Raw genomic sequence first — 17941 nt, forward strand, 5'->3', positions numbered from 1 at the left:
TCGCGCTTTGGCAGCCCCGGCAAGGCTGTGTATGGCTACAACGTCAAGCTGATCGACGGCGAAACGGGAGCCGAGTTGACCGAGCCCATGCAAAAGGGCGTGATCGCCATCGAAGGCCCGCTGCCGCCCGGCAACCTGATGACCATCTGGCGCGACGACCAGCGCTTCGTGAACACCTACTGGAAGAGCATTCCCGGCCGCCTCGTCTACAACACCTTTGACTGGGGCGTGCGCGACAAGGACGGTTACTACTTCATCCTGGGGCGTACCGACGACGTGATCAACGTCGCAGGCCACCGCCTGGGCACCCGCGAGATCGAGGAAAGCATCTCGGGCCACGCCAGCATTGCCGAGGTGGCCGTGGTGGGCGTGGCCGACAGCCTCAAGGGCCAGGTGGCGCTGGCCTTTGCCGTGGCCCGCGACAACAACGTGGCAGGCGACGCGCAGGCCTGCGCGGCGCTGGAAAAATCAGTCTGCAACCATGTGGATGCGCAACTGGGCGCCGTGGCGCGGCCTGCACGCGTCTACTTTGTATCGATGCTGCCCAAGACCCGCAGCGGCAAACTGCTGCGCCGTGCGCTGCAGGCCGTGGCCGAAAAGCGCGAAACTGGCGACCTCTCCACCATGGAAGACCCGGCTGCGCTGCAGCAGGTGGTGGAGGCAATGACGCGCGGCTGACGGGCGCCGCCGCCACCCCTACAACACCCTGTGACCGCAGGGAGCAACGATAATCGCCGCTGCAAACAGGAAGGGCGTGTGCGCAATGGCGGTGATGGTGTCTTTGGTTCCGGTGGTGCTGCTCATTGCACTGGGTTATCTGCTGGGACGCCTGGGCTGGGTCAAGGCCCCGTCGGTGCGCGATCTGTCGAACATCGTCTTTCTGGTGCTGACGCCGGCGCTGCTGTTTCGCACCATGAGCCAGGTGCGCGTGCAGGATCTGAACCTGCAGACCATTGCGGTCTATTTCACGGCAGCAGGCCTGCTGTTTGCCGCAACCCTGCTGTGGCAGGGCTTCAGCACGCTGGGGGCCGCCCGGGCGCTGGCGCACTGCTTCAGCAACAACATCATGGTGGGGGTGCCGCTGGTAGGGGTGGTGTTTGGGCAGGAGGGACTGGTGACGCTGTTCACCATCATCTCGGTGCATGCGCTCATTCTGATGACGGCAGCCACCCTGGTCTTTGAGCTGGCCGTGATGCACCAGCAGCACGCAGCCAGCGGCGGGCCGCGCAGCTACCGCTCGATGGCCATCACGGTGGGGCGGGCGCTCAAAAACGGCATCATCCATCCCATCCCCTTGCCCATCATTTGCGGCCTGCTGTTTGCCCAGACGGGGCTGCAATTGCCCGAGCTGCTCGACAAGCCGCTGGCCATGTTGGCCCAGGCCCTGGGGCCGGTTGCGCTGATGCTGGTGGGCATCACCCTGTTCTACAGCGCCGTGGGCCGCTACGCCCGGCAGGCGAGCCGCATTGCCGCCATCAAGCTGCTGGTGCATCCTGCCCTGCTGCTGGCGGTAGGGTGGCTCTGGGGCCTGCGGGGTATGCCGCTGGTGGTGCTGACCACGGCGGCAGCCTTGCCCGTGGGGGCCAATGTGTTTCTGTTCACCCAGCGCTACGAGGTGGGGCGCGAGGAGGTGACGGCCAGCATTGCAGTATCCACCAGCCTTGCTTTGCTGACGATTCCGCTCATTCTGCTGGCCCTGGCGCCCATGCTCAAGACGGGCTGATGCGATGCACTTTACGGTGCTTTCGCATATGGTGCGGGCACGGCATGCAGCCACAATTGCATCAGATGCTCGTCATGCAGCGTGCCGTCGATGCACAGCGCGGCAGGCTCGGTGCCGTAGACGGAAAATCCGGCCGTCTGGTAGAGCCGCAACGCGGCTTGGTTGCCCGCGTTGACGCTGAGCTTGACCAGCAAGGCGCCCGGAACCGTTCTGGCAAAGGCCAGCGTCTCTGCCAGCATGGCTCGGGCGATGCCGCCGCCGCGGTGCTGCGGCGATACATACACGCCCCAGATCAGCAACTGGTGCCGCTGCTTGATGGAGGTCAATAACCGGATGCCCATGGTACCCACCAGCTCTCCGCTGACGAAGGCGCCCAGTATGCCGCGCTCCCGCGCCTGCCCCTCGGGGGAAACCAGCCGCTGCCGCACGACGTCTACGGGCTCGTCTTTCTCTTCCGCATAGCTGGAGCCAAAGGCGGTGGGCGCCTCGCGCAGGCCCGACAGGCGCAGGGCCTGGAATGCGGGCGCATCCTCCGGGCCGATCCAGCGGACCACTACGTCGCCGGACATCAAACCGGATGAGGGCGCTGCCATCACGGAGCCAGGCGCTCGCGCACCCATTCGCTGCCTTCCAGCCGGTAACGCAGGCGGTCGTGCAGGCGGCTCTTGCGGCCTTGCCAGAATTCCCAGGTATCGGGCACGAGCCGGAAACCGCCCCAGTGCGGTGGGCGCGGCGGCTTGAGCATGAACTGCGCACCGAACTTGGCGGCATTGGTGACGAGCACCGTGCGGCTCTCGATCACCTGGCTTTGCGGGCTGGCCCAGGCGCCAATGCGCGAATCGAGCGGACGGCTGTTGAAGTAGGCGTCGCTTTCCGCATCGCTCACTTTCTCGACCCGGCCTTCGATGCGCACCACGCGCTCCAGCTCCACCCAGTGGAACATCAATGCGGCAAAGGGGTTGCCTGCAATTTCGCGGCCCTTGCGGCTGTCGTAGTTGGTGTACCAGACGATGCCGCGCTCGTCATAGCCCTTGATGAGCACGATACGCGTGCTGGGCCGCGCATCGGCGCCCACGGTGGCCACGGTCATCGCATTGGGCTCGGGCAGCTGCGCGGTCACGGCCTCGTTCATCCAGCGGTCAAACTGGTCAATGGGGGCAGGGGCCGATGCGGATTCATTCAACTCTGCGCGCTCATAGCTCTTGCGCAGGTCGGCAATGGAGTGGGACAGTTCGCTCATGTCCCGATTGTGCACCGCTTTGCGGCGGGCAGAGCGCGGCGGGCCATGCCTCAAATCAAAAGCCTGCGGGCGCAATGCACGCAGGCTTTGTGATTGTGGCCATGCCGCGCAGGCATTCCGCTCAATGCGGAATGCTGCCAATGGCAATGCAAGTGGCTCAGTGGCTTACTGGATCACGCCGCAGCCGATGCGTGCGCCGGAGTTGCCGGTGGGCTGGGTGGTGAAGTCGTCCTTGTCCTTGTGCACCACCACGGCGCGCCCCTTCACATCGCTGGGCTGGCCGGTGCCGATCGAGATGTTCTTGGTTTCATAGATGAGGGTGGCAACGCCGGTGCTGTCGGCCATCAGGCTGGGCAGGTCACCCACATGCGACTGGGGGCCTGCCTTGCCGTGCTGGTGACCGGTCGGGTTGTAGTGGCCGCCTGCGCTCATGGCATCGGGCGCGGAGCAGTTGCCGTTTTCATGGATGTGAAAGCCGCGCTCGCTGTTGGGCGGCAGGCCGGTGACCTGGGCGTTCACACGCACGGTGTCCGGGCCTGCCTGGTAGAAGCGGATGTAGCCGCTGATGTTGTTGCCTGCAGTGGGTTTGATGATGGCTTCTGCCACGGGCGCGGAGCGGTCGGTGCTCGCGCAGGCGCTCAGCAGAGCGGCCAGTGCTGCAGCGCCAGCGATGGCGGCGAATCGAATGCTTGTTTGTGCCATGGTTTTCCTCCAGGTGATCGGTTCTCAAAAGGTAGTGCAGACAGAGGCTGCCTGCTGTGCCTCAACTGGTGTTTGTAACACGCCATCTGCTATCAATTTGTAGTCCTGCGGCTTTAGCTGACGCTCATTGACGTTGTGGATGTATCAACAAGTTAGCCATCCGGTCCCACACCGCCTGTGCCGCCGCAGGCAGGCTGCGCTGGCGGCGGCGCACCAGCATGATGGCGCGCTCTACCTGCGGCGTCAGATCAGCCACCAGCAGGCCCGGTAGTCCCTGCGGCGGAATGGCCAGGCGCGGCATGATGCTGATGCCGATACCTGCCTCCACCATCCGAAAGGCGGTGGTGACATGGCCCACCTCCTGCACCACGGGGCAATGCGCAGGCCCGCAGCCATGGGCCTGCAGGGCCGAATCCATGAGCCGGCGGCTGCCCGAGGCATGGTCCAGCAGCACCAGGGGCAGCCCCTGCAACTGGGCCCAGCCAAGCGCGATGGCCGCGCTGTCTGCCTGGCCCCGTACCAGCGCGTGGCTGGCGGGCAGTACGGCCACAAAGGGATCGTGCAGCAGGGTGACGTGTTCCAGGTCGCCCAGCTCGGGTGGCTCCACCACCACGCCAAAGTGCACGTCGCCATTGCGCACCTGGGCCAGCACCTCCTGCTGGAGCCTGTCCACCAGTTGCAATTGCACCTCCGGCAGATCGCGGCTGCAGGCGGCAATGCAGGCGGGCATCAGCGCAGCCGACAGGGTAGGGCTGCTGGCCACGCGCACCACACCGCGGGCGGCCTGGCCCACATCTGCCACCTCGTCCAGCGCGTCGGCCAGCTCCTGCAGCAGCGGCGCCACGCGCTGGGCGAGCAACTGGCCCGCCTGGGTGAGCAGCACTTCGCGTGTGGTGCGGTCGAGCAGCCGCACATTGAGCTGGCCTTCCAGCTCCACCATGGCGCGGCTGACGGCCGATTGCGTCAGGCCCAGGGTCTGACCCGTCTGGCTGAAGCTGTGGCTCTGTGCCAGGGCCATGAAAACCTGCAGTTGGCGGAGGGTGACATGCATGGTTCGGTGTGTGGGAATGGTTTGTTATTAATTTGATAGCAATTGACGGTTGCCAGATGAGCGCTTGCGCACAAAATGGCTTGTTTTTTTGCACCAAGAGGTGATATATGAGTAAAAATCATCAATCTATCTTATAAATTAATTTTACTTTTGGTGGCCGCTGGCGTCCAATGCGGGCATGAAATTCCGCCCCGATAACTTCACCCTGATGCTGGTGGCCGTCGTGCTGCTGGCCAGCTTTCTCCCCGCGACCGGCGATGTCGCATCCATCCTGGAGAAGGTGACCACCGCCGCCGTGGCGCTGCTGTTCTTTCTGCACGGCGCCAAGCTCTCGCGCAAGGCGGTGCTCGACGGCATCATGCACTGGCGCCTGCACCTGTTCATCGTGCTCAGCACCTTTGCCCTGTTTCCGCTGTTGGGCTGGCTGCTCAAGCCGGTGCTCACGCCCCTGGTGTCGCCGCAAATTTACGTGGGCGTGATGTTCCTGTGCGTGCTGCCATCCACGGTGCAGTCATCCATTGCCTTTGTGTCGATGGCGCGCGGCAACATTCCGGCGGCCATCTGCAGTGCCTCGGCTTCTACCTTGCTGGGCGTGTTCATCACGCCGCTGCTGGTGAGCATTTTCGTGACCGAGCACGGCGCCAGCGGCTCGTTTGTCGATGCGGTGGTCAAGATCCTGCTGCAACTCATGCTGCCCTTCGCGCTGGGCCATTTGCTGCAGCGCTGGGTGGGGCCCTTCATCAAGGCCCATGGCAAGCTCACCAAGGTGGTGGATCAGGGCTCGATCCTGCTCGTGGTCTACACCGCCTTCAGCGCAGCTGTCGTGCAAGGCATCTGGCGGCAGGTATCCGTAAGCACCCTGGTGGGGCTGCTGGTGATCTGCGCCGTCATCCTGGCTCTGGCACTGTTCTTGACCACCTTCCTCTCGCGGCGCCTGGGCTTTAACAAGGAAGACGAGATCACCGCCGTCTTCTGCGGCAGCAAGAAAAGCCTGGTGAGCGGCGTGCCCATGGCCAAGGTGCTGTTCGCCAGCAGCACCGTGGGCATGATGGTGCTGCCGCTGATGCTGTTCCACCAGATGCAGCTGATGGTGTGCGCGGTGCTCGCGGCCCGGTATGCCAGGCGGGCAGAGCTGATTGAAGGCGAAGCCGTTGCAGCGGCCGCAGGCAAATAAAGAACTCAGGTAGACAAAAAGCCCAAGGAGACCCTGGCATGACACCTTTTATCGCGCGCCGCGCACTGCTGGCCGCCGCTGTTGCCGCGCTGAGCACAGGCACCCAGGCTGCAGAGCCAGCATTCCCCTCCGGCCCCATGCGCATGGTGGTCGGCTTTGCAGCCGGTGGCGGCAACGACATCCTCGCCCGCGTGATCGCCAGGGAGTTGCAGCAGCGCCTGGGCCAGCCCGTGGTGGTGGAGAACAAGCCCGGCGCGGGAGGCCTGATCGCAGCCGATATCGTTGCCAAGGCGCCTGCCAATGGCCTGACGCTGCTGCTCGGCTCGATGGGCGCGCAAACGGTGGCCCCCAGTCTGATGGCCAAGCCGCCATACGACCCGCGCACCGGCTTGGCGGCCGTCACCCTGGTGGCCGATTCGGGGAATGTGCTGCTCGTCCACAGCAAACTGCCCTACAAGAGCGCCAAGGACGTGATCGATGCCGCCCGCAAGCAGCCGGGCAAGCTCAGCTATGGCTCCAGCGGGCAGGGCTCCACGCTGCACCTGGCGGGCGCCCTGTTTGCGCAGCAGGCCAAGGTGGACATGCTGCATGTGCCGTACAAGGGCAACTCGCAGGCCATCACCGACCTCTCGGGCGGCCAGGTCGACATGGCGTTCTCCGGCATTCCACCCGCGCTGGCCTCGGTACGCACGGGTCAGACGCGCATGCTGGCGGTCACCACCGCCAAGCGCCTCAAATCCTTGCCCGATGTGCCAACGGTGGCCGAATCGGGCTTGCCCGGCTATGCGTTTTCGTCCTGGTATGGCGTGCTGACGACGGGCGGCACTCCGGCCCCCGTCATTGAGCGGCTGGCTGCGGAAATCCACGCCATCGTGGCCAAGCCCGAGGTGCGCGAGGTGTTTGCCCAGCAGGGCGTGGAGCCCGAAACCAGTACCCCGGCTGAATTTCAGCGCATGATCGATGCCGAACTCACCCGCTGGGCCCGGGATGTGAAGACGCTGGGCATCCAGTAGGCCAGCACTACTTGAGCGCTGGCGTGAAGGTGATCTCGTATTTCTCCAGCGCAGGCCCCACATCCAGCCGCATCTGGCGGCGCTTGGCCGTCTCGGGACCACCCAGCATGTTGGCGGTGATCAGGCCACTGTGTTTCGTCTACATGCCGTAGAACTGCTGGTTGGCCTCAATGCGCTGCCTTTCGTAAGCTGGAAATTGCTGTTCAGCCAGCAGTTGGCACAAGGCCTCGCGCCCCTGCGCACGGTGGGGGGTGTAATAGGCGCTGACCGCCAGTTCATCCAGCGCGCGCCAGCGGTAGACCTCTGTGTCAACGAACAGAATGTCGGTTGGCATGGGGATGCGCGAGGCCTGTAGCGCGAACAGGGCGGCCAGTGCAAAGTCACCGCGCTCGCGGTAGTAGCGGGCCAGCATGCAAAGAGGCTCGGCGCGTTGTGGCCGGGCAGCGTAGGCGGACAAGTAGGCTTCCTGCACCGTCTGGGGTGGGGCACTAACCTTTTCCAGCTGTGTTGCGGCCTGGAACTGGGCGAACCAACGCTCTTCTTCCCAGCCGCCCATGCTAGCGCGGCGCTGGTACTGTGCCAGGCTGGCTTCGTGTTGCCTCGCATCGCGGTAACTCTGTGCCAGATAGAAAACGTAGCGGATATTATCCGGCTCGTTCTTCAGCGCCTTTTCGAGCAAGGCAGCGTCTTTGAGGTAGGTACTCGGGTCACGTGCGCGTGCGCCATCGTGCGAGACATCGATTGCCGGGCCGTGCAGCAGTTGCCAGGGCTGGGCATGTGGCGCGTCAAGGTATTCGTGCAGCACGCCCATCCAGCGCCAATCGACGTCGGTGGCAATGAGGCCGTTGCGCTGGTACTCAAGGCCATCCATCCGGCAGGTCAGGTAGTAGCCGTCTGCGGTAAGCCTAGGCCAGGTAAAGCCTGCGGGCACAGTCAACTGTTCGTCGGCATCGATGAACAGCAGATAGTCGGCTTGTGGACGGGCGAGTTGCAGTGCCTCATTGCGGTTATGGCCAAAGTCTTTCCAAGGGCGTTCGTGCAACTCGCCAGGCACGCCTTCCATGGCCTTGTGCACCAGGGCCTGTGTGCCGTCGATAGAACCCGTATCGACGATCACCCAATAATCGATCCAGGGGCGCACGCTGGCAAGACAGCGCTCAATCACGGGCGTCTCGTTCTTGACGATCATGTTCAGGCAGATACGCTGCGGTAGAGAAGCTGAGGGCACCATGGATGGCTTGAAGAAAGATAGCGCGCGGTGGCTGGCGGCGTGTGGCCCCAAATCGAACGCATGATGCGGTGCACCGAGCGCGTTGGGCAGGCTAGTCAGGACGGGTCGCCATTCAGATCTCGATTCTTACGGCGGCGCAGAAGAGGCAGGCCAAGGGCGGCAAGCAGGCCGCTCAGCATCATCAAACCGTATTCGCTCAAAGTTGGAACTTTGGTGACTCCATCACCCGTAGGTCGTGGCGCAGCCACTGTCACCGTTGCCGTGGAGGTCGCACACACTGCAGGTGTCGCCTTGTCGCACAGTTGGTAGGTAATCGTGTAAGTACCAGGGGGTACAGCAGCCGTGGTTGTCACCGCGCCGGTTGCCGGATCCAGCACCACCCCTGCATTGGATGCAGGCGTGACAACGGTCAAGGTTGAATTGCTCGGGGTCGCAGGCACGCCATCCACGATGTCATTGGCCAGCACATTGGCGATCGATGTGGAGGCCGTGCCTGCAGTCGCGTTGCCCGTATCGGGCTGAGGGCCGGCTCCGCCAGTGACTGTTACCGTTGCCGTGGAGGTTGCGCATACTGTAGGTACTGTTTTATCGCACAGCTGGTAAGTGATCGTGTAAATCCCAGGGAGCACTGCAGCCGTGGTGGTTACCGCGCCGGTTGCCGGGTCCAGCACCACCCCTGCATTGGATGCGGGCGTGACAACGGTCAAGGTCGAATTGCTTGTGGTCGCAGGGGCGCCAGTCACCACGATGTCGTTCGCCAGCACATTGGCAATCGGCGTGGAGGCGGTCCCTACCGTTCCATTGCCTGTATCTGGCGCGGCATTCACAAAGCTCAATTGAACGCTTCCGGGTTGGGCAACTCCGGACAAGCCTTGACCAAGGCGAGTCTGATACGTGGTGGAGCCGACTGGCCCAATACTCCCGCCACCGCCACCACCACCGCCGCCACTACCGGCGCCGCCCCCTCCGTAGCCACCACCGCCGCCGCCGCTGATGGTATCAGCGGTACTGTTGCCGCCGACTCCACTGCCAGAGCCAGTACCGCCAATGAAAGCAGGGCCGCCATTCCCACCGGCGCCACCTGATCCCGCACCACCGGGACCTGAACCGGCACCGCCAATACCGCCGCCACCACCACTACCGCCGGTAGCAGTCGCAACCTGAGCCTCACCACTGCTGCTGGTAATGCCAGCATTACCACCATTGCCCCGCGTGCCGCCACCGCCACCGCCACCGGCAATGATTTGATTTGGGGCCCCGGCATTTACTTGGCTGCTACCTCCACCACCGCTACCAATGCCACTCATATAGACCGTTCCTGATCCAGGCCCTCCTACAAATATCGGCAGGGTACTACCCGGGATCACAGAATAGCCCGTGACAGTCAATATGGCTGCGCTTCCTCCGAAGATGGAAAATGCGGAACCATAACCGCCGTCACCGCCCATCACCACAAGGTTCATACTGGTAACATTTGGCGGGACTGTGCAGGAGTTGTCTCCAACAGCAGTGTATGCAGTGCCACTGACACAGAGGGGCAAGGCATGTACAGCCCCTCCGCAAGCAGATACTGCAATCAATGCAGCAACCTTGTTCATCGCAAATTTCTTCATGGCAACTACCTCTCTTTTCATATAAATAATCTCTCAAAAATAAAATTTTTAGCAAATGATATTATTTATATGAAAATTAACTGCGAACTATATTTCGCCCAGCTATTGCCTGTTTCGAGGTGATGGGCGGTCTTTTTTGATCTGCTCTATCTTTGCTTAGATAAATTAAACTTTCAATTCCTTTTTAGCTATTGAATGTTAAGAATTATTCTGTTTGCTCTAAGATGAAAGTAAATATCTAATTAAATTATATTTAAATCTATTTAGAAATAATCTTAGTAATTTATTGGAGCGAACCGAGAGCGATGATGTCGCTGAACGCAACTGCTCTTCCGCGCTTTATTGGGGGAGTTGTGCAACCGCTCTGAGAGCACTGCTCGCAGTCAGTCGCAGGCGCGCTCCGCTGCGGCCCAACGTGCAGGGCTTCACGCTGCATCTTTCGTAGGCGCCTTGTTTGCACCCGCAGGCATGCTGCATGTGCCCTCCAGAAGTGAAGGATCGGATACCACCAATCCCTGGGGCGACCAGATTGGCTGGCAGGCTACGACATCCTGTCTGTATTGGCCCCGTTGTGTACAGGGCAGACGCACATGTTGGCGTCGAAGGGCTGGCTGCGGAAATCGATGCCATCGTGGCCAAGCACCGAGGTGCGCGAGGTGTTTGCCCAGCAGGGCGTGGAGCCCAAAACCAGTACCCCGGCCGAGTTTCAGCGCATGATCGATGCCGAACTCACCCGCTGGGCCCGGGGTGTGAAGACGCTGGGCATCCTGTAGGCCAGCACTACTTGAGCGCTGGCGTGAACGTGATCTCGTATTTCTCCAGCGCAGGCCCCACATCCAGCCGCATCTGGCGGCGCTTGGCCGTCTTGGGGCCGCCCAGGACATTGGCGGTGATGCGGATGCCCTTGCCCTGCGCGCTGCAGCGCAGGCTCTGCAGCGTCAAACCGGCCTTGTCGTCGTTGATTTCTGCAAACCCCAGGGTGTGGGCCGCCACTCCGCGCCAGCTGCCCGCGCCTTCGGGCTGGTTCATCCACTGCACAAACAGCACCGATTGGCCGTTCTGCTCGCCGAGCACCACACGGTAGGGCTGGGCGGACTTGCTGCTGCCGCTGTTGCGGTTGCCGCACAACTGGACGCTGACCACCGCGTCGGCCACGGCAAAGTTGTTGATCTTGGGCTCTGCCGCCTGCAAGGGCAGGCTGGCAGTGAGCGGTGACAGGCAGATGGCCGCCGTGGCGGCAAGACGGGAGAGGGTGCGGTAACGCATGAAGCAATCAATCAGGAAAGCAGCCTGCAGTCCATGGCAGGCCATCATGGCAATGGCAGCGGGACAAAGCCAGCGCCAACGCCAAAGCGGCAATCATAGGCCTCGCCGCTCTCCATGCGAGCCGGATGCCGCCCGCAAGCCGCAAATTTGCGCAAAACATCGCAAGTGATTGCAAGCGGCAGAGGCAACCGAAGATTTGCCTGGGGGAAATACGTGCAATGCCTGCAATGTGTGCAATGTGTGCGTTATGCCGCCTGCTGGCTGGCAACTGCCTCTGCCAGCCGCACCATGCTCAGCGGCGCGCAGCCCTCGGCTTCGTTGCTGATCGTCACATAGGCCTGCTGGCCCTTGCGGCAGATGCCGGCAATGGTGCGGGCCAGCACTTCCAGCGTCGCATCGTCGGGCTGCTGAATGCGGTCAAACGGCGCCAGTTTCTGCTCGGCCTCGGCGTAGCCATAGGGGCCGAACACCGGATTCACATTCCAGCGGCATACCAGCGGGCCGGGCCACAGGGCGCGCAGCATCGGCAGTTGCTCGGCAATCCTGGGCATCTTGGCGTGCAGGCCCAGGCAGTAGGTGGCGCCACTGTTGCGCAGAATCCGGGCAAACTGCGGCGCAACGTCAGGGCGCAGCCAGTCGGGGTCGCGCACCTCATAGGCAACAATGGGCCGTGCACCCTCAGGCAAACTGGCCAGTTGTGCCTGTACAGCCAGCGCTAGCTGCTCCAGTTCTGATAGCGTTTGCTGCATGCGGATGAGCCGGCCCATCGGCAGAGGGCTGAGTTGAAACAGCAGCACGCCCAGCTTGCTGCCCAGGCCTTCGCACGCAGGGCGCACATAGGTGTCCAGCGCCAGATCGGGGTTCAGGAACACCGGATTGGCCTCGCGCCCCCGGCCTTCCTCGCCGCGCACCTGCGCGTCGCACACCAGAGAAGGTGCCTTGACGACAAAGCGAAAGTCCTCCGGCACCTGGGCAGCATACACCGCGTATTCCGATGCCGCCAGTGGCCGGTAAAAGCTGCGGTCGATGCTGACCGTGCGCAGCAGCGGGTGCTGCGCGTAGGCGGTCAGGCCCCGCTGCGCCAGAATGCGCTCGCTATAGGCCTTGGCCCACACCATCCCCTGCCAGCCCGGGTACGACCACGACGAGCCGCCCAGCCGCAGCAGGGCGGGCAGGCGCTCTGCCAACCCGTCGCCCAGCAGGGGCAGGGCAGGGGCCACGGCCTGGGCGCGGCTGCGGGGGGCGGCAGGTGCTGCAGCCGCAGTTGCGGTAGCAGCACCAATGGCCTGGGCGTCTGGCGTGGCCGGGTGCGCGTCACCGTGACCGGCCGCACTTGTGTCACCAAACAAGTCGAACGTGGAATCTGTTGCGCGAGACATGGCAGAGGACGAATATGGAGAGAACGGCAGCGCAGGGCGTGTGAAACATTCAAAAATGGCTCGCCGAGTGTAGAGCCTGCCGGACAGACTGCAGCGCAGCGCGTATTCGCATTGTTTTACGATTCTGCCCAAATGGGGGCTTTGCGTACACCTGCCAAGCGCTACAAGCTACCAAAAATGTAGCGATGCGTGATAACCCCTGTGCTTATCACCAGTAGCTGCCGCAGCCTATGGCACACTCGGCGTCTTTGCCAGAAATGCATTGGAGCGAGAGTCAAGCATGCACAAGATCATTGCGCAGATTGCCGGGGAGTTGAAGGTTGCCGAATCGCAGGTGAAATCGGCGGTGGAATTGCTCGATGGCGGCGCCACCGTCCCGTTCGTCGCCCGCTACCGCAAGGAAGCCACGGGCGGCCTTGATGACACGCAATTGCGCACACTCGACGAGCGCCTGGGCTACCTGCGCGAGCTGGAAGACCGGCGCGGCACCGTGCTCAAGGCCATCGACGAGCAGGGCAAACTCACCGACGCGCTGCGTGTGGCCATTGCCAACGCCCCCACCAAGCAGGAGCTGGAAGACATCTACCTGCCGTTCAAGCAAAAGCGCCGCACCAAGGGCCAGATTGCCAGGGAATTCGGCATCGAGCCGCTGGCCGACAAGCTGTTTGCCGACCCCTCGCTCGACCCGCACAAAGAGGCCGAGGCTTTCTGCAAGCCCGCCACCACGCTGGATGACGGCAAACCCGGCCCCGATTTCTCGACCACCTTCGCCGTGCTCGACGGCGTGCGCGACATCCTCTCCGAGCGCTGGGCTGAAGACCCGGCCCTGGTGCAGAAGCTGCGCGAATGGCTGTGGGACGAAGGCCTGCTCCAGTCCAAGAAGGTGGAGGCCAAGAACGAAAACGACCCCGAGGTTGCCAAGTTCCGCGACTACTTCGAGTACGACGAGCCCATCGGCCGCGTGCCGTCGCACCGCGCGCTGGCCGTCTTCCGTGGCCGCGCGCTCGAAATCCTTGAAGCCAAGCTGGTGCTCCCCGTGGAGCCCGAACCCGGCCAACCGAGCCTTGCCGAAGGCAAGATCGCGCTGCACCTGGGCTGGAGCCACGCCAAGCGCGCGGCCGACGACCTGATCCGCAAGTGCGTGGCCTGGACCTGGCGCGTCAAGCTCAGCCTCTCGACCGAGCGCGACCTGTTCTCCCGCCTGCGCGAAGACGCTGAAAAAGTCGCCATCAAGGTCTTTGGTGACAACCTGCGCGACCTGCTGCTGGCAGCACCTGCCGGCCAGCGCGCCGTGATCGGTCTGGACCCCGGCATCCGAACCGGGGTGAAGGTGGCCGTGGTCGACAGCACCGGCAAGCTGGTGGACACCACCACCATCTACCCGCACGAGCCCCGCCGCGACTGGGAAGGCTCGCTCGCCGTGCTCGCCAAGCTGGTGGAAAAGCACAACATCAACCTGATTGCCATCGGCAACGGCACCGCGAGCCGCGAAACCGACAAGCTGGCCGCCGACCTGATCAAGATCGCCACCCAGGCCGACAAGAAGATCGACAAGGTCGTGGTGAGCGAAGCGGGCGCTTCGGTCTACTCGGCCAGCGAATTTGCCGCCCAGGAAATGCCCGACATCGACGTGAGCCTGCGGGGCGCGGCAAGCATTGCCCGCCGCCTGCAGGACCCGTTGGCCGAGCTGGTCAAGATCGACCCCAAGAGCATCGGCGTGGGCCAGTACCAGCACGATGTGAACCAGAGCGAACTCGCGCGCCAGCTCGACGCCGTGGTCGAAGACTGCGTGAACTCCGTGGGCGTGGATCTGAACACGGCCTCGGCTCCGCTGCTCTCCCGCGTCTCGGGTCTGTCGGGCTCGGTGGCCAAGTCGGTGGTGCGCTGGCGCGATGCCAACGGCAGCTTCCAGAACCGCAAGCAGCTCATGGAAGTGGCAGGCCTGGGCGCCAAGACCTTCGAGCAGGCAGCGGGCTTTCTGCGCATTCGCGGTGGCGACAACCCGCTCGATGTGACCGGCGTGCACCCCGAAACCTACCCGGTGGTCGAGCAGATCATCGTCAAGACCGGCAAGCCCATCGGCGAGATCATGGGCCGTGGCGAGGTGCTCAAGTCGCTCAAGCCCGAACAGTTTGCCGACGAAAAGTTTGGCGCCATCACCATCAAGGACATCCTGGGCGAGCTGGAAAAGCCCGGCCGCGACCCGCGCCCTGACTTCGTGGTGGCCCGCTTCAACGATGGCGTGGAAGACATCAAGGACCTGCGCGAGGGCATGACGCTCGAAGGCACGGTCAGCAACGTGGCGCAGTTCGGCGCCTTCGTCGACCTGGGCGTGCACCAGGACGGCCTCGTCCACGTCAGCCAGATGAGCCACAAGTTCATCGAAGACGCCCGCGAAGTTGTCAAGACCGGCCAGATCGTCAAGGTCAAGGTGCTGGAAGTTGATGTGGACCGCAAGCGCATCAGCCTCACCATGAAGCTCGACGCAGCCCCCGCCAGACGCGATGGCCCGCGCGACAACCGCTTTGAAAGCGCAGGCCGGGGCAACAGCTACGGCGGCAATCGCGGCGGCGGCCGGGACGGCTATGCCCAGCCCCAGCGTGGTAACCAGCCCACACAGCAGGGTGCCATGGCATCTGCATTTGCCAAACTGCAAGGCCTCAAGAAATAATCGAGGTCAGGACGCGACCAGCGCCGCAAGCTCCGCAAGGGGCTTGCGGCTTTTTTATGGTCTACAGGGTCAGATGTATCGAGGGGTTATGAGAAACAGGAACAACGAAAACAACAAAAACAAAAGCCAGGGCCGCATGGCCATGGGCATGCTGCTGGTGCTGGTGGTCGTCCTCATGGCAGGGATCAAGATGGGCTACCGGGGCTGGACCTCCCTCGGCCAGGTCAAAAACAAGGCGCAGGCCGAGCAGTCGGCTCCGCTGGTGTGGCCACCACAGGCCGCGCCGGAGTCGGAGCCGTTTTGCCACACCGTCAAACTGACCCTCCCGCAACTGGACAAAGCCAACGAAGAGGGCTTTGCCGTTGACCAGGGCCGCCGCTGCATCACCCGCGAAGCCATGCGTGCGCACGACCAATACCTGGCGCAGCGCGCCCGCAGCAAGGCCGAGCGCGATGCCAACGAAAGCCGCCGCGCGCTGGAGCAAAAGCTCCAGGCCGAACTGGAGCAGGCCGTGGCCCAGCAGGTGGCGCAGGGCGGCATCACGCTGCAGAACCTGGGGCAGGCGCGCGAAGGCAAGACCACCCAGGTCGCCCATGTGCTGCTGCCGGGCGCTGGCGGCGCTGCCAAACCGCTGCCCAAGCCACCTGCAGAGCTGTTTGTGCCCGTCACCTACCACAGTGGCGGCATGCCGCTGGCCGGTTTTGTCACCCCCAACCCCAAGGACGGTAAACGCCACCCCGTCATCATCTGGCTCACCGGCGGCGACAGCAACACCCTGGACGACTTCTGGACCGAAGGCGCGCCCGGCAACGACCAGAGTGCCAGCGCCTTCCGCAAGGCCGACATGGTCATGATGTTTCCCACCCTGCGAGGCGGCAACACCAACCCGGGCCAGCGCGAGTACTTCTGGGGTGAGGTGGACGATGTGACCGCCGCCGTGCTGTTTGCAGCCCGGCTGCCGTATGTGGACCCCACCCGCATCTACCTGGGCGGCCACAGCACCGGCGCCACACTGGCGCTGCTCGTGGCTGGCACCGGTTTGCCGGTGCAGGGCGTCTTTGCGTTCGGTCCGGTCGCCGATCCGTCCACCTACACCTCCAGCCAGTTGCCGGTGGCCTGGAAAAGGCTGGGCAGCGAAGAGCAGCGCCTGCGCGCGCCCATCCATTGGCTGCACGCCATCAAGGCGCCCACCTGGATCATCGAAGGCGCCAATCCACCGTCGAACATGGACGCGCAATCCCAGCTATGCAAGGCGCGCAAGTCAGAACACGTGCACTGTGTGCAGGTGGCGGGGCTGAACCACTTCTCGGTGCTGCAGCCGATCACCCGCCGCATTGCCGCGCAACTGGCCATGGGCGAAGATCCCAAGCTCGAATCCACAGCCCCGCTGCCATAGATAAACCACGACCGCGCACAAGCAGGCACAGGCCCAACCCGGCCAGCAGCCAGCAACGCAGCAAGACCGCCAAACGGCGCCATCCCTTTGCCGGGGTGGTGCCGTTTTTGCTTTCCGGGTATTGGCGCCGGGCGCGCCATGCCACCCCGGTACCCGAATGTCCGGGCACACGGCCCGCACAGTGTTGCCAGGCTTACACACATCCTGCGCCTGCAAGCACCTGTCACCCCGGGTGGTGTAACAGGCGCGTGTTTAATATGTTTAATATTTATCAATTCTTGGATTGAGATTGAGTTTGAATATTGATAGTATGCAAGTGTAAATACTGCAAAACGCCAATCCCAGTCCCTTTGCCCGCCTTCGCAGCGCCATGTTCCAGGCGTGCGTCCATGCATACCATCGCGTTGTCGCTGGCTGCCCGGCGGGCAGGTGGGACGAGTAAAACAATGACCCAAATATATCCAGAGCCATTGGAGGGCACAGAGGTTCTTGCTCCGCAAGATGATTACAAGGACAACGGATTCGAGATGTTCAACAATCCGCCTTCCATGTGGCCGTCCTTTCTGGTGGGACAGCGTGACAAGCCTGTCCGCACCATCGTGATCGACGATGACATCCACTTTGTCAACGTGCTGCTGCAAGAGCTTGCACTGGACGAACGCATCCAGGTGGTAGGCCGCGCACTCAATTTCAAGGACGGCAAGCGCCTGGTGCGCGCCGCCGATTTCGACGTGCTCATCGTCGATCTGAACCTCACCGATCGCTCCGGCGAGTTGCTGCTGGAACTGGCCGCTGCCCAGAAGCCGGGCAGCCAGTCCATCGTGTGTACCGCATCCGATCTGGAAGACCACATCCGCCGCGCACTGGAACTGGGCGCATCGGGGTATCTGCTCAAGCACTCGTGGTTTGGCTCCTATGCGCAGTCCATCCTGCAGGTGGCCAACGGCGGGGCCGCCATCACGCCTCACTTGGTCAAGCGCCTGTTGAATCGGCCCGAACCTGTGCGGCAGGCACCAACCAGCCTGGCAGACGTTCCCAAGACCTCGGCAAGCCAGCTGTCGGCGCGCGAACTCGATGTTTTGCGCATGGTCGCCAACGGCAATACCAGCCTGGAGATTGCGTCGCTCCTGCAGATCAGCCACATGACGGTCAACACCCACATCCGCAATACCTACCGCAAGCTCCAGGTACGCTCGCGCGCCCAGGCCGTGCAAAGCGCCATGCTGCGGGGCTTGATCTAGCGATCTGTGCAGAACACAGAACGCGTGGGCTGGCGAGGGCCGTGGTGCCGGTACGCGGTTGCATACCGCTTTGCCGTGATTTCAAAGCTGCAACCAGGGCTGATACGCGTAAAGTGCTTCTCTATCAATAGCAAGCTGCGCCAGATGCGAGACCGGCACACCTCAGGATCAGCGGGCGGATGACAGGCAGCCGCCCACAAAGCGGCTGAAATGGCATCAAAATGCCAACGCAGCCATTTGC

Annotated in this window: 16 protein-coding genes and 1 pseudogene; 9 read left to right on the forward strand and 8 right to left on the reverse strand. The window is 63.0% G+C overall.

All coding sequences use genetic code 11. The annotated features are described in order from the left end of the window. Both prpE and ACH2DG_RS18155 read left to right on the forward strand, forming a co-directional pair. A pseudogene (gene prpE / locus ACH2DG_RS18150) lies at positions 1-678 on the forward strand (propionyl-CoA synthetase); the annotation flags it as partial. A gap of 94 nt (positions 679-772) precedes the next feature. After that, complete coding sequence (locus ACH2DG_RS18155) at positions 773-1723, forward strand: AEC family transporter (protein ID WP_395027831.1); 951 nt, start codon at positions 773-775, stop codon at positions 1721-1723. 11 nt (positions 1724-1734) lie between these two features. Here ACH2DG_RS18155 and ACH2DG_RS18160 read toward each other — a convergent pair whose 3' ends face one another. From ACH2DG_RS18160 to ACH2DG_RS18175, 4 genes are all read right to left on the reverse strand, one after another. After that, positions 1735-2292, reverse strand: a complete 558-nt coding sequence (locus tag ACH2DG_RS18160) for a GNAT family N-acetyltransferase (RefSeq protein ID WP_395027833.1) — start codon at positions 2290-2292, stop codon at positions 1735-1737. Positions 2293-2315: 23 nt separating this feature from the next. Further along, on the reverse strand, positions 2316-2963 hold the full coding sequence (pdxH, locus tag ACH2DG_RS18165; protein WP_395027835.1) for a pyridoxamine 5'-phosphate oxidase: 648 nt from the start codon (positions 2961-2963) through the stop codon (positions 2316-2318). 165 nt (positions 2964-3128) lie between these two features. Next, positions 3129-3665 carry a superoxide dismutase family protein gene (locus ACH2DG_RS18170; RefSeq protein ID WP_395027836.1) on the reverse strand — a complete coding sequence of 179 codons (537 nt, stop codon included), beginning with the start codon at positions 3663-3665 and terminating at the stop codon, positions 3129-3131. Between the two features lie 124 nt (positions 3666-3789). Next, complete coding sequence (locus tag ACH2DG_RS18175) at positions 3790-4716, reverse strand: LysR family transcriptional regulator (RefSeq protein WP_395027838.1); 927 nt, start codon at positions 4714-4716, stop codon at positions 3790-3792. Between the two features lie 178 nt (positions 4717-4894). On the opposite strand from ACH2DG_RS18175, the gene ACH2DG_RS18180 reads away from it, so the two are divergent. Together ACH2DG_RS18180 and ACH2DG_RS18185 are read left to right on the forward strand one after the other, a co-directional pair. Beyond that, entirely contained in the window at positions 4895-5890 is a 996-nt protein-coding gene (locus ACH2DG_RS18180) for a bile acid:sodium symporter family protein (protein WP_395027840.1), read from the forward strand. Positions 5891-5928: 38 nt separating this feature from the next. Continuing rightward, a complete protein-coding gene (locus ACH2DG_RS18185; protein ID WP_395027841.1) occupies positions 5929-6903 on the forward strand; it encodes a Bug family tripartite tricarboxylate transporter substrate binding protein in 975 nt (324 codons plus the stop codon). Between the two features lie 139 nt (positions 6904-7042). On the opposite strand, the gene ACH2DG_RS18190 is transcribed toward ACH2DG_RS18185, so the two are convergent. Next, positions 7043-8092, reverse strand: coding sequence for a glycosyltransferase family 2 protein (locus tag ACH2DG_RS18190; protein WP_395027842.1), 1050 nt, complete (start codon positions 8090-8092; stop codon positions 7043-7045). A 137-nt stretch (positions 8093-8229) separates the two neighbouring features. Then, complete coding sequence (locus ACH2DG_RS18195) at positions 8230-8961, reverse strand: IPTL-CTERM sorting domain-containing protein (RefSeq protein ID WP_395027872.1); 732 nt, start codon at positions 8959-8961, stop codon at positions 8230-8232. A gap of 45 nt (positions 8962-9006) precedes the next feature. Between ACH2DG_RS18195 and ACH2DG_RS18200 the strand changes: the two genes are divergently transcribed. Further along, positions 9007-9219, forward strand: a complete 213-nt coding sequence (locus tag ACH2DG_RS18200) for a hypothetical protein (RefSeq protein WP_395027844.1) — start codon at positions 9007-9009, stop codon at positions 9217-9219. A gap of 1151 nt (positions 9220-10370) precedes the next feature. Then, the gene (locus ACH2DG_RS18205; protein ID WP_395027846.1) at positions 10371-10520 is read left to right on the forward strand and encodes a hypothetical protein; all 150 of its coding nucleotides are present in this window, start codon (positions 10371-10373) and stop codon (positions 10518-10520) included. Positions 10521-10527: 7 nt separating this feature from the next. On the opposite strand, the gene ACH2DG_RS18210 is transcribed toward ACH2DG_RS18205, so the two are convergent. Both ACH2DG_RS18210 and ACH2DG_RS18215 read right to left on the reverse strand, forming a co-directional pair. Then, on the reverse strand, positions 10528-11013 hold the full coding sequence (locus ACH2DG_RS18210) for a hypothetical protein (protein ID WP_395027848.1): 486 nt from the start codon (positions 11011-11013) through the stop codon (positions 10528-10530). 245 nt (positions 11014-11258) lie between these two features. Further along, positions 11259-12392, reverse strand: coding sequence for a DUF72 domain-containing protein (locus ACH2DG_RS18215; RefSeq protein ID WP_395027849.1), 1134 nt, complete (start codon positions 12390-12392; stop codon positions 11259-11261). Between the two features lie 280 nt (positions 12393-12672). Here ACH2DG_RS18215 and ACH2DG_RS18220 point away from each other — a divergent pair, with 280 nt between their 5' ends. The 3 genes from ACH2DG_RS18220 (at position 12673) to ACH2DG_RS18230 (ending at position 17700) form a co-directional block, all read left to right on the forward strand. Beyond that, positions 12673-15063, forward strand: coding sequence for a Tex family protein (locus ACH2DG_RS18220; protein ID WP_395027850.1), 2391 nt, complete (start codon positions 12673-12675; stop codon positions 15061-15063). A gap of 88 nt (positions 15064-15151) precedes the next feature. Next, positions 15152-16459, forward strand: a complete 1308-nt coding sequence (locus ACH2DG_RS18225; protein ID WP_395027851.1) for an alpha/beta hydrolase family protein — start codon at positions 15152-15154, stop codon at positions 16457-16459. A 527-nt stretch (positions 16460-16986) separates the two neighbouring features. Continuing rightward, positions 16987-17700 carry a LuxR C-terminal-related transcriptional regulator gene (locus ACH2DG_RS18230; RefSeq protein ID WP_395027852.1) on the forward strand — a complete coding sequence of 238 codons (714 nt, stop codon included), beginning with the start codon at positions 16987-16989 and terminating at the stop codon, positions 17698-17700. Positions 17701-17941 lie beyond the last annotated feature (241 nt).

Origin of the sequence: Comamonas odontotermitis, assembly GCF_040396735.1 — a bacterium.
GTDB classification, from domain to species: domain Bacteria; phylum Pseudomonadota; class Gammaproteobacteria; order Burkholderiales; family Burkholderiaceae_C; genus Comamonas; species Comamonas odontotermitis_C.